This window comes from Pseudomonas sp. UBA7530 (assembly GCF_002479365.1).
Lineage (GTDB): Bacteria > Pseudomonadota > Gammaproteobacteria > Pseudomonadales > Pseudomonadaceae > Aquipseudomonas.
This window is the reverse complement of record NZ_DLMS01000004.1, coordinates 25,363-42,103: the sequence shown is the minus strand read 5'-3', so window position 1 is coordinate 42,103 and position 16,741 is coordinate 25,363. Positions and strand designations below refer to the sequence as shown.

12 protein-coding genes, 1 pseudogene and 2 riboswitches are annotated in these 16,741 nt (G+C 67.5%); of the genes and pseudogenes, 4 read left to right on the top strand and 9 right to left on the bottom strand.

Annotated elements, in window-relative coordinates:
• Nucleotides 1–128: 128 nt before the first annotated feature.
• The 9 genes from B2U07_RS08450 to cbiE form a co-directional block, all read right to left on the bottom strand.
• Complete coding sequence (locus B2U07_RS08450; RefSeq protein WP_275546336.1) at nt 129–1,880, bottom strand: ATP-binding protein; 1,752 nt, start codon at nt 1,878–1,880, stop codon at nt 129–131.
• Between the two features lie 40 nt (nt 1,881–1,920).
• A complete protein-coding gene (gene cfaB, locus B2U07_RS08445) occupies nt 1,921–3,105 on the bottom strand; it encodes a C17 cyclopropane fatty acid synthase CfaB (protein WP_197859474.1) in 1,185 nt (394 codons plus the stop codon).
• A gap of 74 nt (nt 3,106–3,179) precedes the next feature.
• Nucleotides 3,180–4,187 (bottom strand): FecCD family ABC transporter permease, encoded by a 1,008-nt coding sequence (locus B2U07_RS08440; RefSeq protein WP_275546335.1) that lies wholly within the window; start codon nt 4,185–4,187, stop codon nt 3,180–3,182.
• Nucleotides 4,184–5,212 (bottom strand): ABC transporter substrate-binding protein, encoded by a 1,029-nt coding sequence (locus B2U07_RS08435; protein WP_275546334.1) that lies wholly within the window; start codon nt 5,210–5,212, stop codon nt 4,184–4,186. The genes B2U07_RS08440 and B2U07_RS08435 overlap by 4 nt, the downstream gene beginning before the upstream one ends.
• Complete coding sequence (locus B2U07_RS08430) at nt 5,212–5,979, bottom strand: ABC transporter ATP-binding protein (RefSeq protein ID WP_275546333.1); 768 nt, start codon at nt 5,977–5,979, stop codon at nt 5,212–5,214. Before B2U07_RS08430 ends, B2U07_RS08435 begins: the two co-directional genes overlap by 1 nt.
• The gene (locus B2U07_RS08425) at nt 5,979–8,030 is read right to left on the bottom strand and encodes a TonB-dependent receptor (protein WP_419096332.1); all 2,052 of its coding nucleotides are present in this window, start codon (nt 8,028–8,030) and stop codon (nt 5,979–5,981) included. Before B2U07_RS08425 ends, B2U07_RS08430 begins: the two co-directional genes overlap by 1 nt.
• A 316-nt stretch (nt 8,031–8,346) precedes the next feature.
• Nucleotides 8,347–8,540: riboswitch (cobalamin riboswitch) on the bottom strand.
• Nucleotides 8,541–8,917: 377 nt separating this feature from the next.
• On the bottom strand, nt 8,918–9,610 hold the full coding sequence (locus B2U07_RS08420) for a (2Fe-2S) ferredoxin domain-containing protein (protein WP_275546331.1): 693 nt from the start codon (nt 9,608–9,610) through the stop codon (nt 8,918–8,920).
• A 78-nt stretch (nt 9,611–9,688) separates the two neighbouring features.
• Nucleotides 9,689–10,432, bottom strand: coding sequence for a cobalt-precorrin-6A reductase (locus B2U07_RS08415; RefSeq protein ID WP_275546330.1), 744 nt, complete (start codon nt 10,430–10,432; stop codon nt 9,689–9,691).
• Nucleotides 10,429–11,631: a precorrin-6y C5,15-methyltransferase (decarboxylating) subunit CbiE gene (gene cbiE, locus B2U07_RS08410; RefSeq protein ID WP_275546329.1), complete on the bottom strand. Its 1,203-nt coding sequence runs from the start codon at nt 11,629–11,631 to the stop codon at nt 10,429–10,431. Before cbiE ends, B2U07_RS08415 begins: the two co-directional genes overlap by 4 nt.
• Before the next feature lie 56 nt (nt 11,632–11,687).
• Nucleotides 11,688–12,022, top strand: a riboswitch (cobalamin riboswitch).
• Between the two features lie 96 nt (nt 12,023–12,118).
• On the opposite strand from cbiE, the pseudogene cobG reads away from it, so the two are divergent.
• The 4 genes and pseudogenes from cobG to cobJ all read left to right on the top strand — a co-directional run.
• Nucleotides 12,119–13,234, top strand: a pseudogene (gene cobG / locus B2U07_RS08405) (precorrin-3B synthase); the annotation flags it as partial.
• Between the two features lie 189 nt (nt 13,235–13,423).
• Nucleotides 13,424–14,050 (top strand): precorrin-8X methylmutase, encoded by a 627-nt coding sequence (locus B2U07_RS08400; RefSeq protein ID WP_041975515.1) that lies wholly within the window; start codon nt 13,424–13,426, stop codon nt 14,048–14,050.
• Entirely contained in the window at nt 14,050–14,790 is a 741-nt protein-coding gene (locus B2U07_RS08395; RefSeq protein WP_275546328.1) for a precorrin-2 C(20)-methyltransferase, read from the top strand. The genes B2U07_RS08400 and B2U07_RS08395 overlap by 1 nt, the downstream gene beginning before the upstream one ends.
• Nucleotides 14,791–14,924: 134 nt before the next feature.
• A complete protein-coding gene (cobJ, locus tag B2U07_RS08390) occupies nt 14,925–16,574 on the top strand; it encodes a precorrin-3B C(17)-methyltransferase (RefSeq protein ID WP_275546327.1) in 1,650 nt (549 codons plus the stop codon).
• The last annotated feature ends 167 nt before the right edge of the window (nt 16,575–16,741 follow it).

The following is a 16,741-nucleotide window of genomic DNA, read 5'->3' as shown; positions in this document are numbered from 1 at the left end:
GCTGAAGCGGAATGCCGCCCAGCCGCTCCTACAAAGGCTCGTCGTGGATGACGCTTCACCCATTCACCGTGACCTCGCAACCTTGGTGGACGAAAACAGCGTCATCCACGCTAGCCTCTAACAGGCCGTCAAGGCGCTGCCGGCAACCGCAGAGTGAAGACCGCGCCCAGTTCACCATTGTGCGCCTCCAGGCTGCCGCCGAGATCGCGCACGATACCGTAGGACACTGCCAGCCCGAGCCCCAGGCCCTGCCCCACCGGCTTGGTGGTGAAGAAGGGTTCGAACACGCGGCCGAGGGTTTCTTCGGCGATGCCGCCACCGCTGTCCTCGACGCTGAGCAGGCAGTTGTCGTCTTCACGGGCGATGCGTACCAGCAGGATGCGCGGCTCGCTATCGGCCATGGCATCGAGGGCGTTATGCAGCAGGTTGAGGATCACCTGTTCGATGCGAATGGCATCGCCGAGCACTTCGGCCTCGGCGTCGACCTGCGTGCGCAACTCCACCTGCTCGCTGCGCATGCGTGGCGCCAACAGCTGCAGGGCCTGCTCCAGCACGTCGCCCAGACCCAGGCGCTCGCTGAGGCCGGCCGGGGTTTTGCGGGCGAAGGTCTTGAGGTGACCGGTCAGCGCGGCCATACGTTGCAGCAGGCCGTCGATGCGTTGCAGGCCTTCACGCACCGCCTCCGGCCGACCGCTGTCGAGCAGCAGGCGCAGGCTGCCGAGCTGCATCTGCAGGGCGGTCAGGGGCTGGTTGATCTCGTGCGCCAGGGCCGCCGACATCTGCCCCAGCGCGGCCATTTTGGCGGCATGCACCAGCCCGTCCTGAGCCTCGCGCAGCTCGGCGGTGCGCAGCGCCACCTCGCGCTCCAGGCGTTCGCGAATGCCGGCCTGCAGGCGCTGGTTCTTGCGCCGCTGGGCGAGGAACAGCAACAGGAAGGCCAAGGTCATCCACACCCCGGCGGCGGCCAGACGATAGCTGCGCACGCTGTCGGCCAGGCCGGCCGGCTCGCTGAGCAGATGCAGGGTCCAGCCCTCTTCGGGCATGTACAGGCGCTGCCAGAGGTAGTCGCGATTGCCGTCGGGGCCATCGACGCGGGCCCAGTCCGCATCGGCGTCGATCTGCCGGTGCACCTGGTGCGCCAGCGGCTGCAAGGCCTGCTCGGCGTAGCGGCGCACTTGCACCAGCTCGGCAAGCGCACGCTCGTCAAGCGCCTGCAAGGCGCGGAAACGCCAGATCGGCTTGTTGCTGAGGATCACCACCTGATAGCTGTCGGCGACCAACAGCACACCGGGCTGGCCGACCCATTCGCGCTGCAGCTCTTCCAGCTCCAGCTTGACCACCAGCACACCGAGCAGCTCGCCGTCGTCGCCACGCACCACATGGGAGAGGAAGTAGCCGGGAATCCCGGTGGTCACGCCCACCGCGAAGTAGCGCGCGCCGCCATCGCGCACGGCGTTCTGGAAGTACGGGCGAAAGGCGTAGTTGTTGCCGACGAAGCTGCTCCAGTCCCGCCAGTTGCTGGCCACCAGGGTTTCACCCTGGGCATCGAGCAGGTACAGCACGGTAGACCCGGCTGCGGCATTGAGGCGCTCCAGGCGCTGGTTGAGCGCCAGGCGCAACTGGCGATCATGCGGCGCGCGCAGCAGGGTGCGGATGTCGCTGTCCAGCGCCAGCACCTCGGGCACCGAGCTGAAGCGTTCGACCAGCGTGCGGATGGATTGGGCGTAGAGCTGCAGTTGCCCGCGCGCCTCGACACTGCGCTCGTCCCAGGCGCGCCGCTCGGCATAGCGTCCGCCCAGCCACAGGCTCAGCAGCAGGCCGGCGACAATCGCCAGCACGGTGAGCAGGACGCGGTAGCGGGGGCGCAGCGACAGGGGCATGGGCGGCTCGCGGGATCAAGACGAGCCGCATGTTACCCCATCAGCTGTAAAGATCAGCGCGGGTCCACGGCAGATCGTGGCCGCCATCTTCGCGCGGCTTCACCGCAAGGATCTGGTGCAGGTTCATCCAGCCGTGCTGGAAGCCATAGGCGCAGCCGGCCAGGTACAGGCGCCAGATGCGCAGGGACTTTTCCGGCACCCACTGCGCGGCTTCCTGCAGTCGTCGCTCCAGCCCCTGGCTCCACAGGTGCAGGGTGCGCGCATAGTGCAGGCGCAGGCTTTCCACGTCGACGATCTCCAGCCCGGCCTCGCTGATCGCCCTGGCCATGGTCGCCAGGTGCGGCAGCTCACCTTGCGGGAACACGTAGCGGTCGATGAACTCGCCAGCGCCACGGCCCACCGGACGGCCATCGGTGAAGCGCGAGGTGATGCCGTGATTCATCACCAGACCGCCAGCCCTGACCGCACCGAACAGCCGCTCGCAATACAGCGGCAGGTTGGCATGGCCGACGTGCTCGAACATGCCGACGCTGACCACCTTGTCGAAGCGGCCATCCTGCGGCAGGTCGCGGTAGTCGAGCAGCGCCAGGGTCACCCGCGCTTCCAGGCCCTCTTCGGCCAACCGTTGCCGGCCCAGTTCCAGCTGCGCCTGGCTGAGGGTGATGCCGTAGACCTCAACCTCGTACTCCCGCGCGGCGAAGCGCGCCAGGCCACCCCAGCCGCAGCCCACATCGAGCAGCCTGTCACCCGGCTGCAGGCGCAGCTTGCGGCACAGGTGGCGCAGCTTGCCCTGCTGGGCCTGGTCGAGGTTCTCCTGGCCGGTTTTGAAGTAGGCGCAGGAATAGACCATGTCGCGGTCCAGCCACAGGCGGTAGAAATCGTTGGACAGGTCGTAGTGATAGCGGATGGCCTCGGCATCGCTGCGCTTGTCGTGCGCCGCGTAAGGCTCGACAGGTACGGATTGGTCGCCGAGCAGCGCGGTGCTCAGCGCATCGCCCACCTCGATGGCGTCTTCGATGGGTCCTTCCAGATCGACGCGGCCTTCGACATAGGCGGCGCCCAGTGCATCCAGGCTGGGGTGGGCCAATTGCGTGACCAGGCTGGGGTCCTTGACCACCAAAGTCACCCGCGGCCTGGGTCCCAGGTCGATCTGCTTGCCGTCCCACAGTTTCAGGCGCAGCGGAATTTGCAGATCGCGAAACGCGGTGGGTAATTGCGCCAGCATGATCAGCCCTCCTCCCCAGCCATGGAGTCTCAAGCAGATGACTTGGCCGGCCTGCCCAGGTTCGATTCGGGCGACTAGCGGCGCCTGAGCAGGGCGACGAAGAACACCCCGCCGATGGCGGCGGTGACGATGCCGATGGGCAGGTCCTGCGGCGCCAGCCAGGTGCGCGCGGCGACATCGACCCAGACCAGGAACAGCGCCCCCAGCAGCGCCGCCACCGGCAGCAGGCGACGGTGCTCGGCGCCAACCAGAAAGCGCGCCACGTGCGGCAGTATCAGGCCGACGAAGCCGATGGCGCCGGACAGCGACACTAGTACGCCGGTGAGCAGCGACGCCGCCACGAATACCAACAGGCGCACGCGGCGCGGCTCCAGACCGAGGCTCACCGCGCTCTGCTCGCCGGCCATCAGCGCGTTCAGCGCGCGAGCCAAACCAAGCAGCACCGCCAGCGCCAGGGCCAGACACAACGCCGGCAGCCAGAGCAGCTCCCAGCGCGCCAGGCCAAGGCCGCCGAGCATCCAGAACAGCACCGAGCTGGCCGCATGCGGGTTGCCCAGATACAGCAGCAGGTTGCTTGCCGCCATCATCACGAAGGACACCGCCACCCCGGCCAGCAGCAAACGGTCGCTGTGCAGACGGCCACTGCGGCTGGCGATGGCTAGCACCAGCAACATGCTCGCCAGCGCACCGACGAAGGCCGCCAGCGGCAGGCTGAGCAGCCCGGCGAACTCGCCCAGGTACAGCACCACCACCACCGCGCCGAAGGCGGCGCCGGAGCTGACGCCGAGCAGGTGCGGGTCGGCCAGCGGATTGCGCGTCACCGCCTGCAGCACCGTGCCGACCACCGCCAGCCCGGCACCCACCAATGCGCCGAGCAGCACCCGCGGCGCGCGCAACTGCCAGACGATGCTGTCCTGGCCGACGCTGACCGGCGTTTCGGCAGTGATGCCGAACAGGTGCTGGGCAAGGATCGCCAGCACCTGCTCCAGTTCGACCCTGGCCGCACCAAAGGCCAGCGACAGCGCACAGGACAATGCCAGCAGCACGGCCAGGCCAACCAGCAACAGGCGATAACGGCTCACAGGTCGAAAGCCTCGGGGTGCAGCGCGGCGGCCAGGGTTTCGATGGCGGCGGCGTTATCCAGGCTCGGCGTGACCGCCAGATAGGGCAACACCACGAAGCGTTTCTCACGAATCGCGGTCACCCCCTGCAGCGCCGAGTGCTGCAGCAGGAAGTCGCGCTTCTGCGCCGCGGTGCGCTCACCATAGTCGACGATCAGGATCAGCTCCGGGTCCTGCTCGACCACCGACTCCCAGCCCACCTTCATCCAGTTGGCCGCCACGCTGTCCATTACGTTACGCCCACCGGCTGCCTCGATCAGCGGCTGCGGCATGCCCAGGCGTCCGGCGCTGAAGGGCACATCCTCGCCGCTGTCGTAGACGAATACGCGCGGCCGTGCCGGCGCTTCGCCGAGGCGCGCCTGTACTGCCGCCACGCGTCGCTGCATGCCTTGCACCAGTTCATCGGCGCGCGGCTCGACGGCGAAGATGCGACCGAGGTTGCGCAGGTCGCCGTAGACATCCTCGAGACTGGCGACACGGCCGGGCGACACGTGCGCGCAGGACTCGCTCAATTCGTACACCGGGATATCGAAGCGCGCCAGGCTGGCCGGAGTGACCTCGCCGCCGATGCGCATGCCGTAGTTCCAGCCGGCGAAGACGAAATCGCTGCCGGCACCCAGCAGGTTCTCCAGCGACGGATAGCGCGCGGCCAGCTCCGGCAGGCCGTCGAGCTGCTCGCGCATCTTCGGATCGAGGGTCTTCCAGCCGCTGATGCCGGTGTAGCCGGCCATGCGCTCCTTCAGGCCCAGGGCCAGGAGCATGGCGGTCATATTGACGTCATGGCTGACCGCCCGCTTGGGCGGGTGGTCGATGGTCACCTGACGGTCGCAACTGGTCACGGTGACGGCCCAGGCGGGGCTGATCAGCCCTAGCAGGATTGCGCCAACGAGTGTAGGAGCGAGCTTTGCTCGCGAAGCTTTTGTCTTTTCCCAGGATTCGCGAGCAGAGCTCGCTCCTACAGGTTCAGCCGTGCGTAAACGCTTCATCAAACAATCCAGGTAATGCGCGGATGACCCGCCAGTGGATGGGTGTCGACCAGCGCCTGCAGGCCGAACACCTGCTGCAGCAGCTCGGTGGTCAGCACTTCGGCGGGCGGGCCGATGGCCACCAGACGGCCCCCGTCGAGCACGCAGAGGCGATCACAGAAGGCCGCCGCCAGGTTGAGGTCGTGGAAGCTAGCCAGCGTCGCCAGGCCCAGCGCCTTGATCTGGCCAAGCAGCTCGAGCTGGTAACGCGGGTCGAGGTGGTTGGTCGGCTCGTCGAGGATCAGCAGTTGCGGCTGCTGCACCAGGGCACGGGCAAGCAGCACGCGCTGCTTCTCGCCGCCGGACAGGCGGGCGAAGGGCTGCTGCGCCAGGTCGCTCAGACCGAGGCGGGCCAGCGCCTCGTCGACCAGGCGTCGATCCTCGGCATCGTCGCCGTCGAACAAACCCTTGTGCGGCGTGCGGCCCATGGCCGCCACCTCCTGCACGCGCAGACCGAAATCCTGCGGAAACTCCTGCAGCACCACCGCCACGCGCTGTGCGCTCCAGCGCGGCGGGCGCTGCCACAGCGCCTCGCCGTCCAGCTCGACATCGCCGGCGCTGGGCCGCTGATAGCGATAAGCGCAGCGCAGCAGGCTGGTCTTGCCGCTGCCGTTGGGGCCGATCAGCCCCACCAGCTCGCCGTTGCCGACCGCCAGGTCGATACCGTCGAGCAGCCGTCGCTGCCCATCCGCGGACCAGGCCAGTTGGCGCAGACGAAGACGATCCATCAGAAGCTGTAGTCCGCAGTGACGAAGAACGAGCGTGGCGCGCCCAGATACCACTGCTGGCCGTCGCTGCTGGCACTGGTGGCGTATTGGCGGTCGAACAGGTTGTTCGCCTCCAGGCCCAGGCGCAGATCCCTCAGCACCTGCCAGCCAATGTTGGCATCGACCACGGTGTAGCCAGGCACCTTGGCGGTGTTGGCGCTGTCGGCGTAGCGCGCATCGACATAACGCGCGCCAATGCCGGCGTCCACGCCGCTGCCCAGATCCTTGTTCAGCCACAGGTTGGCGGTGCGCCTGGGCACGTCGGTCGGGCGATTGCCGCTGCGGTCGCCGCCGCCTTCGACGAAGTCGTCGTATTCGGCGCGCACCAGGGCGGCGTTGGCCGACACCTGCCAGCCCTGGCCCAGCGCCAGCTCCAGGGTGGCCTCCAGACCGTCGGAAGATTGCTGGCCGATCTGCTCGGTGGGCGCGGCCGGAGTTTCGCGGCTGAGCAGCTTCTTCTTGACGATGTGATAGGCCGCCAGCGTCCACTCGCCCTGCCCACCCCAGAACGCCTGCTTGAGGCCGATCTCGGTCTGCCCGGCTTCGCTCAGGTCGAACTGCTGCTGGCTCGGGCTGAGGGTCAGCAGGTTGCTCACGCCTTCGCTGCTGGTGGCGTACTGGCCGTACAGCGACAGCTCCGGGGTCAGCGCGAAGACCAGGCCGGCGCGCCAGTTGTCGCCGCTCAGGCTACGGTCGGCGCTGCTGCCATCGACCAGGTTGTCGCGCTGGATATGCACCTGGTCGCGACGCACGCCGGTGACCAGCGACAGGCGCTCGGTGAGCTGGGTGCGGTTCTCGGCGAACAGCGAGAACTGCCGCGCCAGGTTGCGCTCGCGCGGGCCGTAGCCGAGCGGATCGGTGCTCTGGTATTGGCCGCCACCGGAGCCGGCCAGCGGCACGCTGTCGCTGAAGCTGCTGGCGAAGTCGTGCTGGCGGGCGAAGTGGATGCGGTTGTAATCGACACCAACCACGGTGCGGCTATCGAGGCCGAACAGGGCGTGATCCAGGGTAAAGGTCTGGCGGTCGCCGATCTGCTCCTGGGTGTGCTTGATCCGGTAGAACTCGCTGCGCTCGACCGTATCGCCGGGCTGCCAGCGATAGGCCTCGGCATTGCGCCAGTAGCGCTGGGTCTTGATGTAGTAGAGCTGGTTGCTGGCGCTGAGCGCGTCGTTGATGCGCCAATCGCTGACCAGGCGGGTGATCTGGTCGTTATAACGGATATCGGCGTCGGCGACGTTGTAGTTGCGCTCACGCAGGCTCTCACGGTACTTGCCATCGACCAGCGGCGTGCCGAGGTAACGCATCGGGTTCTGGTCGCCATGGTCGTGGGACAGGGTGAAGCTCAGGTCGTCACTGGCGTCCCAACGCAGAGCGGCGCTGACCGCCACGCTGTCCGAATCCCCCCGGTCGACCCAGCCATTGCTGGCCTGCTGATTGACGTTGAAGCGATAGCTCAGCGCGTCGCTCAGCGAACCGCCGCTGTCCAGCGCCGCCTGGCGACGGTCGTCGCTGCCGTAGCCAAGGCGCAGCTGATTGCGGATCTCGCCCGCGAAGGGCTTCTTCGGCACCACGTTGATCACCGCGCCGGTGGCGCCCTCGCCGTAAAGCACCGAGGCCGGGCTGCGCAGCACGTCGATGCGCGCCACCGACCAGGTGTCCGCCGGGAAAGTCACGGTGCCGGCGCCGACGTACTGGCGGGTGCCGTCGTACAGCTGCATGGTCGCCGAATGGCCGGTGAAGCCGCGCGCCGAGAGCGCCGTGCCGCCATTGCCGGGGGTGCCGATATCGCTGATGCCGGGCGTGCGGGTCACCGCATCCTGCACCGTCAGGTTGTTGCGCCCACGCACCTCGGCGCCGCTCAGGCTGGTGGTGCTGGCCGGGGTCTGCAGGGCCGAAAGCTCCAGGCGCGAGCCGCTGCTGGTGGGCGTATGCAGGTTGCTCTCGCCCTCCTCGGCGGCCTTGGCGTGGACGGTGAGCTCGGGCAGATCGACGGCCTCGTTGGCCAACGCCATGCCACTGCAAAGCAGGGCCAGCGGCCAGGTGCAGCGAAGTACAGGGTTTTGCACGGCAGAACTTCCAGTGTTGCGCGGAGAATCGTGGGATGAAATGTTACTGTTATAACATAACATTATCGACATTCGCAGCCTGGAAAGCAGCCGTACGGGTTCTGCGACCGAAACGCTCGGGAAGGATTGATTGAAGCGGAAGTGGCGCGCCATAAATGTTCCATCGTCGGGAAGAGGCACGGCAATCCGATGGAAAATGCGCAACAGCAGACAGGGCATGGTCGCCCGACTGGAGTCAACGCCCGCCCACCGCGGGTTGCCAGACAAAAAACGACTCCAGGCCGGTCTCCGGGCTTGCGAGGGTCATGAACGCATCGCCTTCCCATGCGCGTGGCGCACAGTGGCGTATCGATGCGGTCGCTCGCTTACCGTTGCGGGGGCAGCGTCGGACTTCAACCGACTTCCCGTTTCACCTCACGCGCGGCGGCGTGAGACACCTGAAGCGGGGCGGATATGACCACCCATGCGGAGGGTAGTCAAGGCGAGCTTCGCCTGTAGCGGCGTCTGCCGCGAGATAAATAGCCCCTAGAACCAACGCTTCGCGGACGAGTCCGCTCCCACAAGAACGAATGCGTCAGCGCTGCGAAAGCGTACCTCCTGTGGGAGCGTAACGCTGTTGACATAAGAATTAGTCGGACACGATTAGTCCCCTCGCCCCTTTGGGGAGAGGGAGCCAAACCTGTACAACCTTAAGTGAACAGCATTACCCGTGGGAGCGGACTTGTCCGCGATACGCTCTGGTTCGCGAGCATCCGCGGCTGCTCGATCAGGTGAAAACGCCGCGATCCTGCGAGGCAATCACGGGCGTTCGTTCTGACTGACTGGCAGCAACCTTACGCCTGCTCGTCGATACGCAGATCCGGTAGCGCCCTGCCCGCTACCAGCCGCTCATCGACCAGGCGAATCACCGCGGCCTCGTCCCTGATGCCGTACCACTCGCCCTGTGGATAAAGGCTCGCGGTCGGCCCCAGGTCACAGGGGAACTGGCACTGGCTGCGGGTGATATGCACGCCACCCTCGCACTCCAGCCTGCCCGCCGCCTTGAGCCGCTGACGCAAGGTTTTCCACAGGCCCAGCGCGCCTTTGCGCGTGCAGCGCGGACCGTTGCACAGCAGCAGACGCTGCGCATGCGGCGGAATCTGCGACCAAGCATGATGCGCCGGCACCGGCGGCACATCGCTGCAGGGAATGTGCGCGTCACGCTGCTCCAGCAGTGCGCCCAGGCCATCGAGCCAGGTGTCTTCCAGCGCCGTGCAGACCACGAACACATCTGCCCAATCACCGCGCTCGGCGATACATTCGCGCAGCCAATCGCGGTGCGCGGCATCGGCGCGTGGCTCCAGATCGACCACCAGCAGCGGTCGCGGCGCCTCATCGATGGCCTGCCAGAAGCCGTCCTGCTCGCTGTCATGCAGATGCGCCTCACCCAACAGCGCTTCAACGCGCTGCCGCAAACGCTCGGCCGAAGCACCACGACCGAGGCCGGGGCCGATGAACAGAATGCGGGCGTAGGGGGTTTGGCTCATGACGGTCTCCAGAACGGGCCGGCAGTCTAGCAGCGCAACAGCAAGCGTAGGGCGGATGTAACCATTGTGGGAGGGGCTTCAGCCGCGACGGCAGCCATCCATTCGCCGCTGAAGCGCCTCCCACAAGGCGTCCGGCTCGGCGAACTCCCGCTTCACCGCTGGCAAAGACGGACGACGCAGCAGCAGCACCGGCAATCCAAGCTCCCGCGCCACCTGCAACTTCGGCTCGGTGGAGGCGCTGCCGCTGTTCTTGCTCACCAGCACGTCGCAGCGGATACGGGCGAACAGCGCGCGCTCCTGGTCCAGGGCGAACGGCCCACGCGCACCGATCACCTCGGCACGCGGCGGTGCCGGCTCGGTCTGCAGACAGCGCACCGTCCAGTGCTGATGCGCGGGAATCTCGTGCAGATGCGCCAGCGGCTCGCGCCCCGAGGTGAAGAACGGCCGTTCGAAGGGCGCCAGGGCGCGGGTCAGTTCATCCCAGCCCTCCACTTCGCGCCAGTCATCATCCGGGCCGGCCTGCCAGCCCGGACGACGCAGCGCCCAACACGGCACGCCGGCGATCTCGGCAGCACGGGCCGCGTTATGGCTGATCTGCGCCGCGTAGGGGTGAGTCAGATCCAGCAGCAGCTCGATGCCTTCGCCAGCGATAAAGGCGGCCAGGCCCTCGGCGCCGCCGAAACCGCCGACACGCACGCGGCAGGCCAGATCCTCCGGCACGCGGCCAAGGCCGGCCAGGCTGTAGATCGCCTCCGGCCCCAAGCGACGGGCCAGGCGCAGCGCCTCGGTGGTGCCGCCGAGCAGCAGGATGCGCGCACTCACGGTTTGCGTACCGCCAGCAGAGTGATCGGCAGCGCCGCGCGCCAGGTATCGAAGCCGCCCAAGGGCTGCGCCTGGGCCATTGTCAGACGCAGCAGCTCGCCGCCATGCTGTTCACGGAAGGCCACCAGCGCCGCCTCGCTCTGAATCGTCACGGCGTTGGCCAGCAGTCGCCCGCCTGCCTTGAGCGCGGCCCAGCAATCATCCAGCACGCCGGGCACGGTGACGCCGCCGCCGATAAAGATCGCATCCGGAGCCGGCAGCGCATCCAGCGCCTCGGGCGCATGCCCGGCCACCAGTTGCAGGCCGGGGACGCCAAGGGCATCGCGGTTGTGACGGATATGATCCTGACGCCCTTTGTTGGCCTCAATGGCGATGGCTCGGCAGGCCGGGTGCGCGCGCATCCATTCGATGCCGATGGAGCCACAACCGGCGCCGACATCCCACAGCAGCTCGCCAGGCAGTGGCGCCAGACGCGCCAGGGTCACGGCGCGAACGTCGCGCTTGGTCAGTTGCCCATCGTGGCGGTAGGCGTCGTCCGGCAGACCGCAGGTCGGCGGCAGCAGTTGCGCCCCGGCGTCGGCCAGGCACTCCACGGCCAGCAGGTTGAGGTCGGCGCTACGCGGCAAGTTCCAGCTTGCGGCCAGGCCCTCGATGCGGCGCTCGTCAGGGCCGCCCAGATGCTCCAGCAGGGTCAGGCGACTGGCGCCGAAACCGCGCGCACGCAGGGCTTCGGCGACCTGAGCAGGCGTGTCGCCATCGGCGCTCAGCACCAACAGACGCGTACAGGGATACAACCGGGCGTTGAGCGTGGCCAGCGGCCGGCCGACCAAGGAGATCACCTCAACCTCCTGCAACGGCCAGCCCAGGCGCGCCACAGCGAGCGACACCGAAGACGGTGCCGGCAATACCTGCAACTCATCGGCAGGCACCTGGCGCGCCAGGCTGGCGCCGACGCCGTAGAACATCGGGTCGCCGCTGGCCAGCACGCACACCGCCTCGCCGCGCTTCGCCAGCAGCGGCCCAAGATCGAAGGGGCTGGGCCAGGTCTCCCGTTCGCCGCCGATGCACGGCGGCAGCAAGGCCAGTTGCCGCGGCGCACCGACGATGCGCGTGGCCGTCAGCAGGGCGCGGCGCGCGGCCTTGCCCAAACCGGGATAGCCGTCTTCGCCGATGCCAACCAGGGTCAACCAGGGTTTCATCCACCTTCCTCGCAAGTAGCCGACAGGGCGCGTGTCGCGACGCCGGGCAAAGCGGGCATAATACAGCCTTCGTCGGTGCCCCTTAAAAAACGGGCCTAAGAGGGAATCCGGAGCGATCTCTGATCGCGACCGAGCTGCCCCCGCAACTGTAAACAGCGAGTCCAATGCAATCGGCCACTGGGTGAAAGGCCGTTGAAAAACGTAGGCGAGGTAGGCAAGACAAGGCAAAACGGCCGAAAAAGCGCAATTTACGTGTTGTAAATGAGCATTTTGAGGCCGTTTTTAACGCCGTATTGCCAACGTAGGTAGTTTTTCAACGGCCTGTTAACCGGGAAGGCGCAGCGGATCATGACCTGTCAGCCAGGAGACCTGCCGACGAACGCTGGTCGCGAGTGCCAACATCGGGCGGGGTGTACCGATGCCATGAAATTCCCTATGGGCGAATTTCGCTGGTTCGGTCGCCGCGTCGTTATCCACAGGTGATCCCTTGCTCGCGCCCGTTCGCCCTTCTGCATGCCCCGGCCTGCTGCGTATCGTCCCTGCGCTGGATGGCGGCATCTGCCGCATCAAGCTGCCCGGCGGCGTGCTGCGCAGTGCCCAGGCGCGGGCGATTGCCGAGGCGGCGTTGCAGCATGCCAGTGGCGTGCTGGAGCTGACCAACCGCAGCAACCTGCAGATTCGTGGCGTCTTGCCCGGCCAGGAGAGCACGCTGATCGACGCTCTGCTCGGCGCTGGCCTCGGACCGCGCGTGGCCGCCGCCGACGATGTACGCAACCTGCTGCTCAGCCCTGCCGCCGGCCTCGATCCGCACATGCGGATGGACGTACGCCCGCTGGCCAGCCAGTTGCTCGACCTGCTGCAGGACACCCCGGCGCTGCATGCGCTGTCGCCCAAGTTCGCCCTGCAACTGGACGGTGGCGAAGCCCTGGCCATGCGTGAACATCCCCATGACCTGTGGCTGGCCGCCGAGGACGAAACCCACATACTGCTGGGCCTGGCCGGCTGTCCCAGCGACGCGCCACCGGCGCGAGTCGAGGTGACGCAGGCGGTCGAACTGGTGCGCCAGCTCTTGCTGCTGTTCCTCGAACTTGCCACCCCGGAGCAAACGCGCATGCGTCAGCTGCTGACGCATATCCCGGTGGCCGACCTGCTGCAACGCCTGCAGACTCGACTGGATTTCCCCTTGCAACCGGTGCCGGCCCGTTGGCAGCCGAGCGCTGGCGTTGGACGGGCTCCGGCAGGAATTTATCCACAGGCGCAGAGCGGCCTGCGCATGGTGGCGGCCGGTGCTCAGTTGGGTCGCCTGCACGCCGACCAACTCCTCGCCATTGCAGAACTGAGCGAGCGCCACGGCGACAGCGAGTTGCGCCTGACACCCTGGCAGGGTCTGTTGCTGGGCAACGTACCCGAAGCGAAGGCCGGCGAGTTGCTGTCCGCGCTGGCCGAACTGGGGCTGCTCACCCAGACCGACGAGCCGCTGCTCGGCCTGGTCGCCTGCACCGGCTCGGCGGCCTGCGCCCGCGGTTTGGCCGACAGCAAGCAGCACGCCCTGCAGCTGGCCGAGCGACTGCGCGAAAACGGCGCTCGTCCGCAGGTACACCTCAGCGCCTGCTCGCGCAGTTGCGCCAGCGCTCGCGTGCAGCCCTACACGCTGCTGGCCAGCACGCCCGAACATTACCAGCTCTATCAACGCACGCCCGAGGCGCCAGGTTTCGGCCGCCTGCTGGCACCAGACATGACCATCGACGAGGCCGGCGCCTGGTTCGCCCGCCAACACCCGCAGGAACCCCCGATGCTTGATTACATCCGCGACGGTCAGGAAATCTACCGCCGCTCCTTCGCCACCATCCGCGCCGAGGCCAACCTCGATGGCATCCCCGCCGACCTGGAAAAACTCGCCGTGCGGGTAATCCACGCCTGCGGCATGGTCGACGTGGTCGAGGATCTGCGCTTCTCCCCCGGTGCCGGCGCCGCTGGCCGCGCCGCGCTGCTGGCTGGTGCACCGATCCTCTGTGACGCGCGCATGGTCGCCGAGGGCATCACCCGCCCGCGCCTGCCGGCCAACAATCCGGTGATCTGCACCCTGCATGACGCCGGCGTACCGGAGCTGGCCCGCGAAGTCGGCAACACCCGCTCGGCGGTAGCCCTGGAGCATTGGCGCGAACACCTGGAAGGCAGCGTGGTGGTGATCGGCAACGCGCCCACCGCGCTGTTCTATCTGCTGGAAATGCTCGACGCCGGTGCACCGAAGCCGGCGCTGATCATCGGTATGCCGGTGGGCTTCATCGGCGCGGCGGAATCCAAGGACGCCCTGGCCGCAGACAGCCGTGGCGTGCCCTACGTGATCGTCCGTGGCCGCCGTGGCGGCAGCGCCATGGCGGTGGCGGCGGTCAACGCCCTCGCCTCGGAGGTGGAGTGATGGCTGGCCGTCTGCTCGGCCTCGGCGTCGGCCCTGGCGACCCCGAGCTGCTCACCCTCAAGGCCCTGCGCCTGCTCAAAGGCGCACCGGTGGTGGCCTATTTCGTGGCCAAGGCCAAGCACAACGCCGGCCACGGCGGTAATGCCTTCGGCATCATCGAAGCGCACCTGGACGACACCCAGCAGCGCCTGCCACTGGTCTACCCGGTGACCACCGAAAAGCTCGCCCCGCCGCTGTCCTACGAAGATGTGATCGCCGACTTCTACGACACCTGCGCTGAGCAGATCGCCCGGCTGCTGGACGCCGGCCAGGACGTGGCGGTGATCTGCGAGGGCGACCCGTTTTTCTACGGCTCCTACATGTACCTGCACGACCGCCTGGCCGATCGCTACGAGGTAGAAGTGGTGCCCGGCGTGTGCTCGATGCTCGGCTGCGCCTCGGTGCTCGGCACGCCGCTGGTGTACCGCAACCAGAGCTTGAGCGTGCTCTCCGGCGTGCTGCCGGAAGACGAGCTGGAACAACGCCTGCGCGACGCCGAAGCGGCCGTGGTGATGAAGCTCGGCCGCAACTTCGACAAGGTGCGCCGCGTGCTGCGCAAGCTCGGCCTGGACGACCGCGCCCACTACGTCGAACGCGCCACCATGGCCAGCCAGAAGATCGTCGCGCTGGACGAGGTGGAGCCGATGGAGTCGCCGTACTTTTCCATGATTTTGGTGCCAGGACAGAAATGGCGGGGGTAATCCCGTAGGGCGGGTGCAACCCGCCAACAGCGAGCTGGCGGGTTGCACCCGCCCTACCCGTCTCAAGACCGTAGCCCGGATGCAATCCGGGAAACCCATTCCCCGGATTGCATCCGGGCTACAGGATTTACCGTATGAACATCGTCATCCTCGGCGCCAGCGCGCTGGCCACTGCACAACGCCTCCAGGCGCTTTATCCACAGGCCGTGATCCATGGCCTGCGCGGCCGCGCCGATGGCGCCGAGCGCCACTACGATGACTTCGGCGAGCACCTGCGCGCGCTGTATCGCGCCGGCCAGCCGCTCGTGGTGCTGTGCGCTGCCGGCATCGTCATTCGCAGTCTCGCCGCGTTGCTGGCGGAAAAGGGCGCCGAGCCGGCGGTGCTGGCCCTGGCCGAAGACGGTAGCGCCGTGGTGCCGCTGCTCGGTGGCCTGGCTGGGGTCAACCGCCTGGCCCGCGAGATCGCCGCGCACCTGGACGTCACGCCAGCCATCACCACCAGCGGCGAGTTGCGCTTCGGCACCTGCCTGCTGGAGCCGCCGGCCGGCTACGCGCTGGCCGACCTGCAGCAAGGCAAGCGCTTCGTCAGCGACCTGCTCGGTGGCGAAACGGTACGCATCGAAGGCCAGGCACCCTGGCTCGAGACGGCGCAACTGCCTGTGGATAAAACCGCCCGCCGGGTCATCCACGTCACCGCGCAGGCGCGTCCGGCGCAACCGGACGAGTTGCTGATCCACCCGCGCTGCGCCGCCGCGCTGATCGAACGCCCCGGCGCCGACCTGCCGGCGCGCCTGCAGCAGGCACTCAGCGCCGCCAACCTGGCGCCGCAGGCGCTGGCGTGCCTGATCGCGGATAAAAGCTTGATGGCCAACGCTGACTTGCACGCGGCAGCGCAGACACTGAACCTGCCGCTGCGCTTTATCCACAACACCAGCGAACTGCCGCCCGAGCACCATATTGGCGACGGCCTGCGCCTGCTGTTGGGCGAGCGACCGCTGGATATCGAGCGCCTCGGCCAGCGCCGTGGGCGCCTTAGCGTGGTCGGCCTTGGTCCTGGGGCCGCCGAACATATGACCCCCGCTGTGCGCCGCGCCCTCGACGAAGCCGAAGACCTGCTTGGCTACGACACCTACGTGAAGATGGCCGGCCCGCTGCGTGCCGATCAATGCCTGCACCCCAGCGATAACCGCGAGGAGCTGCAGCGCGCCGCCCACGCCTTCGAGCTGGCCGCCAGCGGCCGCCGCGTGGTGATGATCTCCTCGGGCGACCCCGGTGTGTTCGCCATGGCCGCCGCCGTGATGGAAGCACTGGAAAGCCCGCAAAGCGAGGCCTGGCAAGACGTCGAACTGGAAGTACTACCGGGCGTTTCCGCTGCCCTGGCCACGGCTGCCAAGGCCGGCGCGCCGCTGGGTCATGACTTCTGCCTGATCTCGCTATCAGACAACCTCAAGCCCTGGGCGGTGATCGAGAAACGCCTGGAGCACGCTGCCCTGGCCGACCTGGCCATGGCCTTCTACAACCCGATCTCCAAATCCCGCCCCTGGCAGCTCGGCCGCGCGCTCGACTTGCTGCGCCAGCACCGCACGCCGGAAACGCTGGTGGTGCTCGGCCGCGATATCGGCCGTCCTGCCGAAGCACTGCGTAGCCTCACCTTGGGCGAGCTGACGCCGGAGATGGTCGACATGCGCACCCTGGTGATCATCGGTTCCAGCCAGACCCGTCGCTTCCCGCGAGCCAATGGCGGCGAGTGGGTGTATACCCCGCGCTGGTATCCCGAGTTGTAGGGGCCTGTTGGAGAAAAGCTTCGCGGACAAGTCCGCTCCCACAGAACGCCGCTGGAGTTGTGGGAGCGGACTTGTCCGCGAGCTTTTCATCTGCTGCACAAACCTTCTAGGCCTGCGCGCCGAACGCGCTAAGCTCATCGGTCCACAGCAGCGATAGGCAACAGGCG

Coding starts and splice junctions, on each gene's coding strand:
- B2U07_RS08450 (WP_275546336.1), bottom strand. CDS start 1,880: ATGCCCCTGTCGCTGCGCCCCCGCTACCGCGTCCTGCTCACCGTGCTG.
- cfaB (WP_197859474.1), bottom strand. CDS start 3,105: ATGCTGGCGCAATTACCCACCGCGTTTCGCGATCTGCAAATTCCGCTG.
- B2U07_RS08435 (WP_275546334.1), bottom strand. CDS start 5,212: ATGAAGCGTTTACGCACGGCTGAACCTGTAGGAGCGAGCTCTGCTCGC.
- B2U07_RS08430 (WP_275546333.1), bottom strand. CDS start 5,979: ATGGATCGTCTTCGTCTGCGCCAACTGGCCTGGTCCGCGGATGGGCAG.
- B2U07_RS08425 (WP_419096332.1), bottom strand. CDS start 8,030: ATGGCGTTGGCCAACGAGGCCGTCGATCTGCCCGAGCTCACCGTCCAC.
- B2U07_RS08420 (WP_275546331.1), bottom strand. CDS start 9,610: ATGAGCCAAACCCCCTACGCCCGCATTCTGTTCATCGGCCCCGGCCTC.
- cbiE (WP_275546329.1), bottom strand. CDS start 11,631: ATGAAACCCTGGTTGACCCTGGTTGGCATCGGCGAAGACGGCTATCCC.
- B2U07_RS08400 (WP_041975515.1), top strand. CDS start 13,424: ATGCTTGATTACATCCGCGACGGTCAGGAAATCTACCGCCGCTCCTTC.
- B2U07_RS08395 (WP_275546328.1), top strand. CDS start 14,050: ATGGCTGGCCGTCTGCTCGGCCTCGGCGTCGGCCCTGGCGACCCCGAG.
- cobJ (WP_275546327.1), top strand. CDS start 14,925: ATGAACATCGTCATCCTCGGCGCCAGCGCGCTGGCCACTGCACAACGC.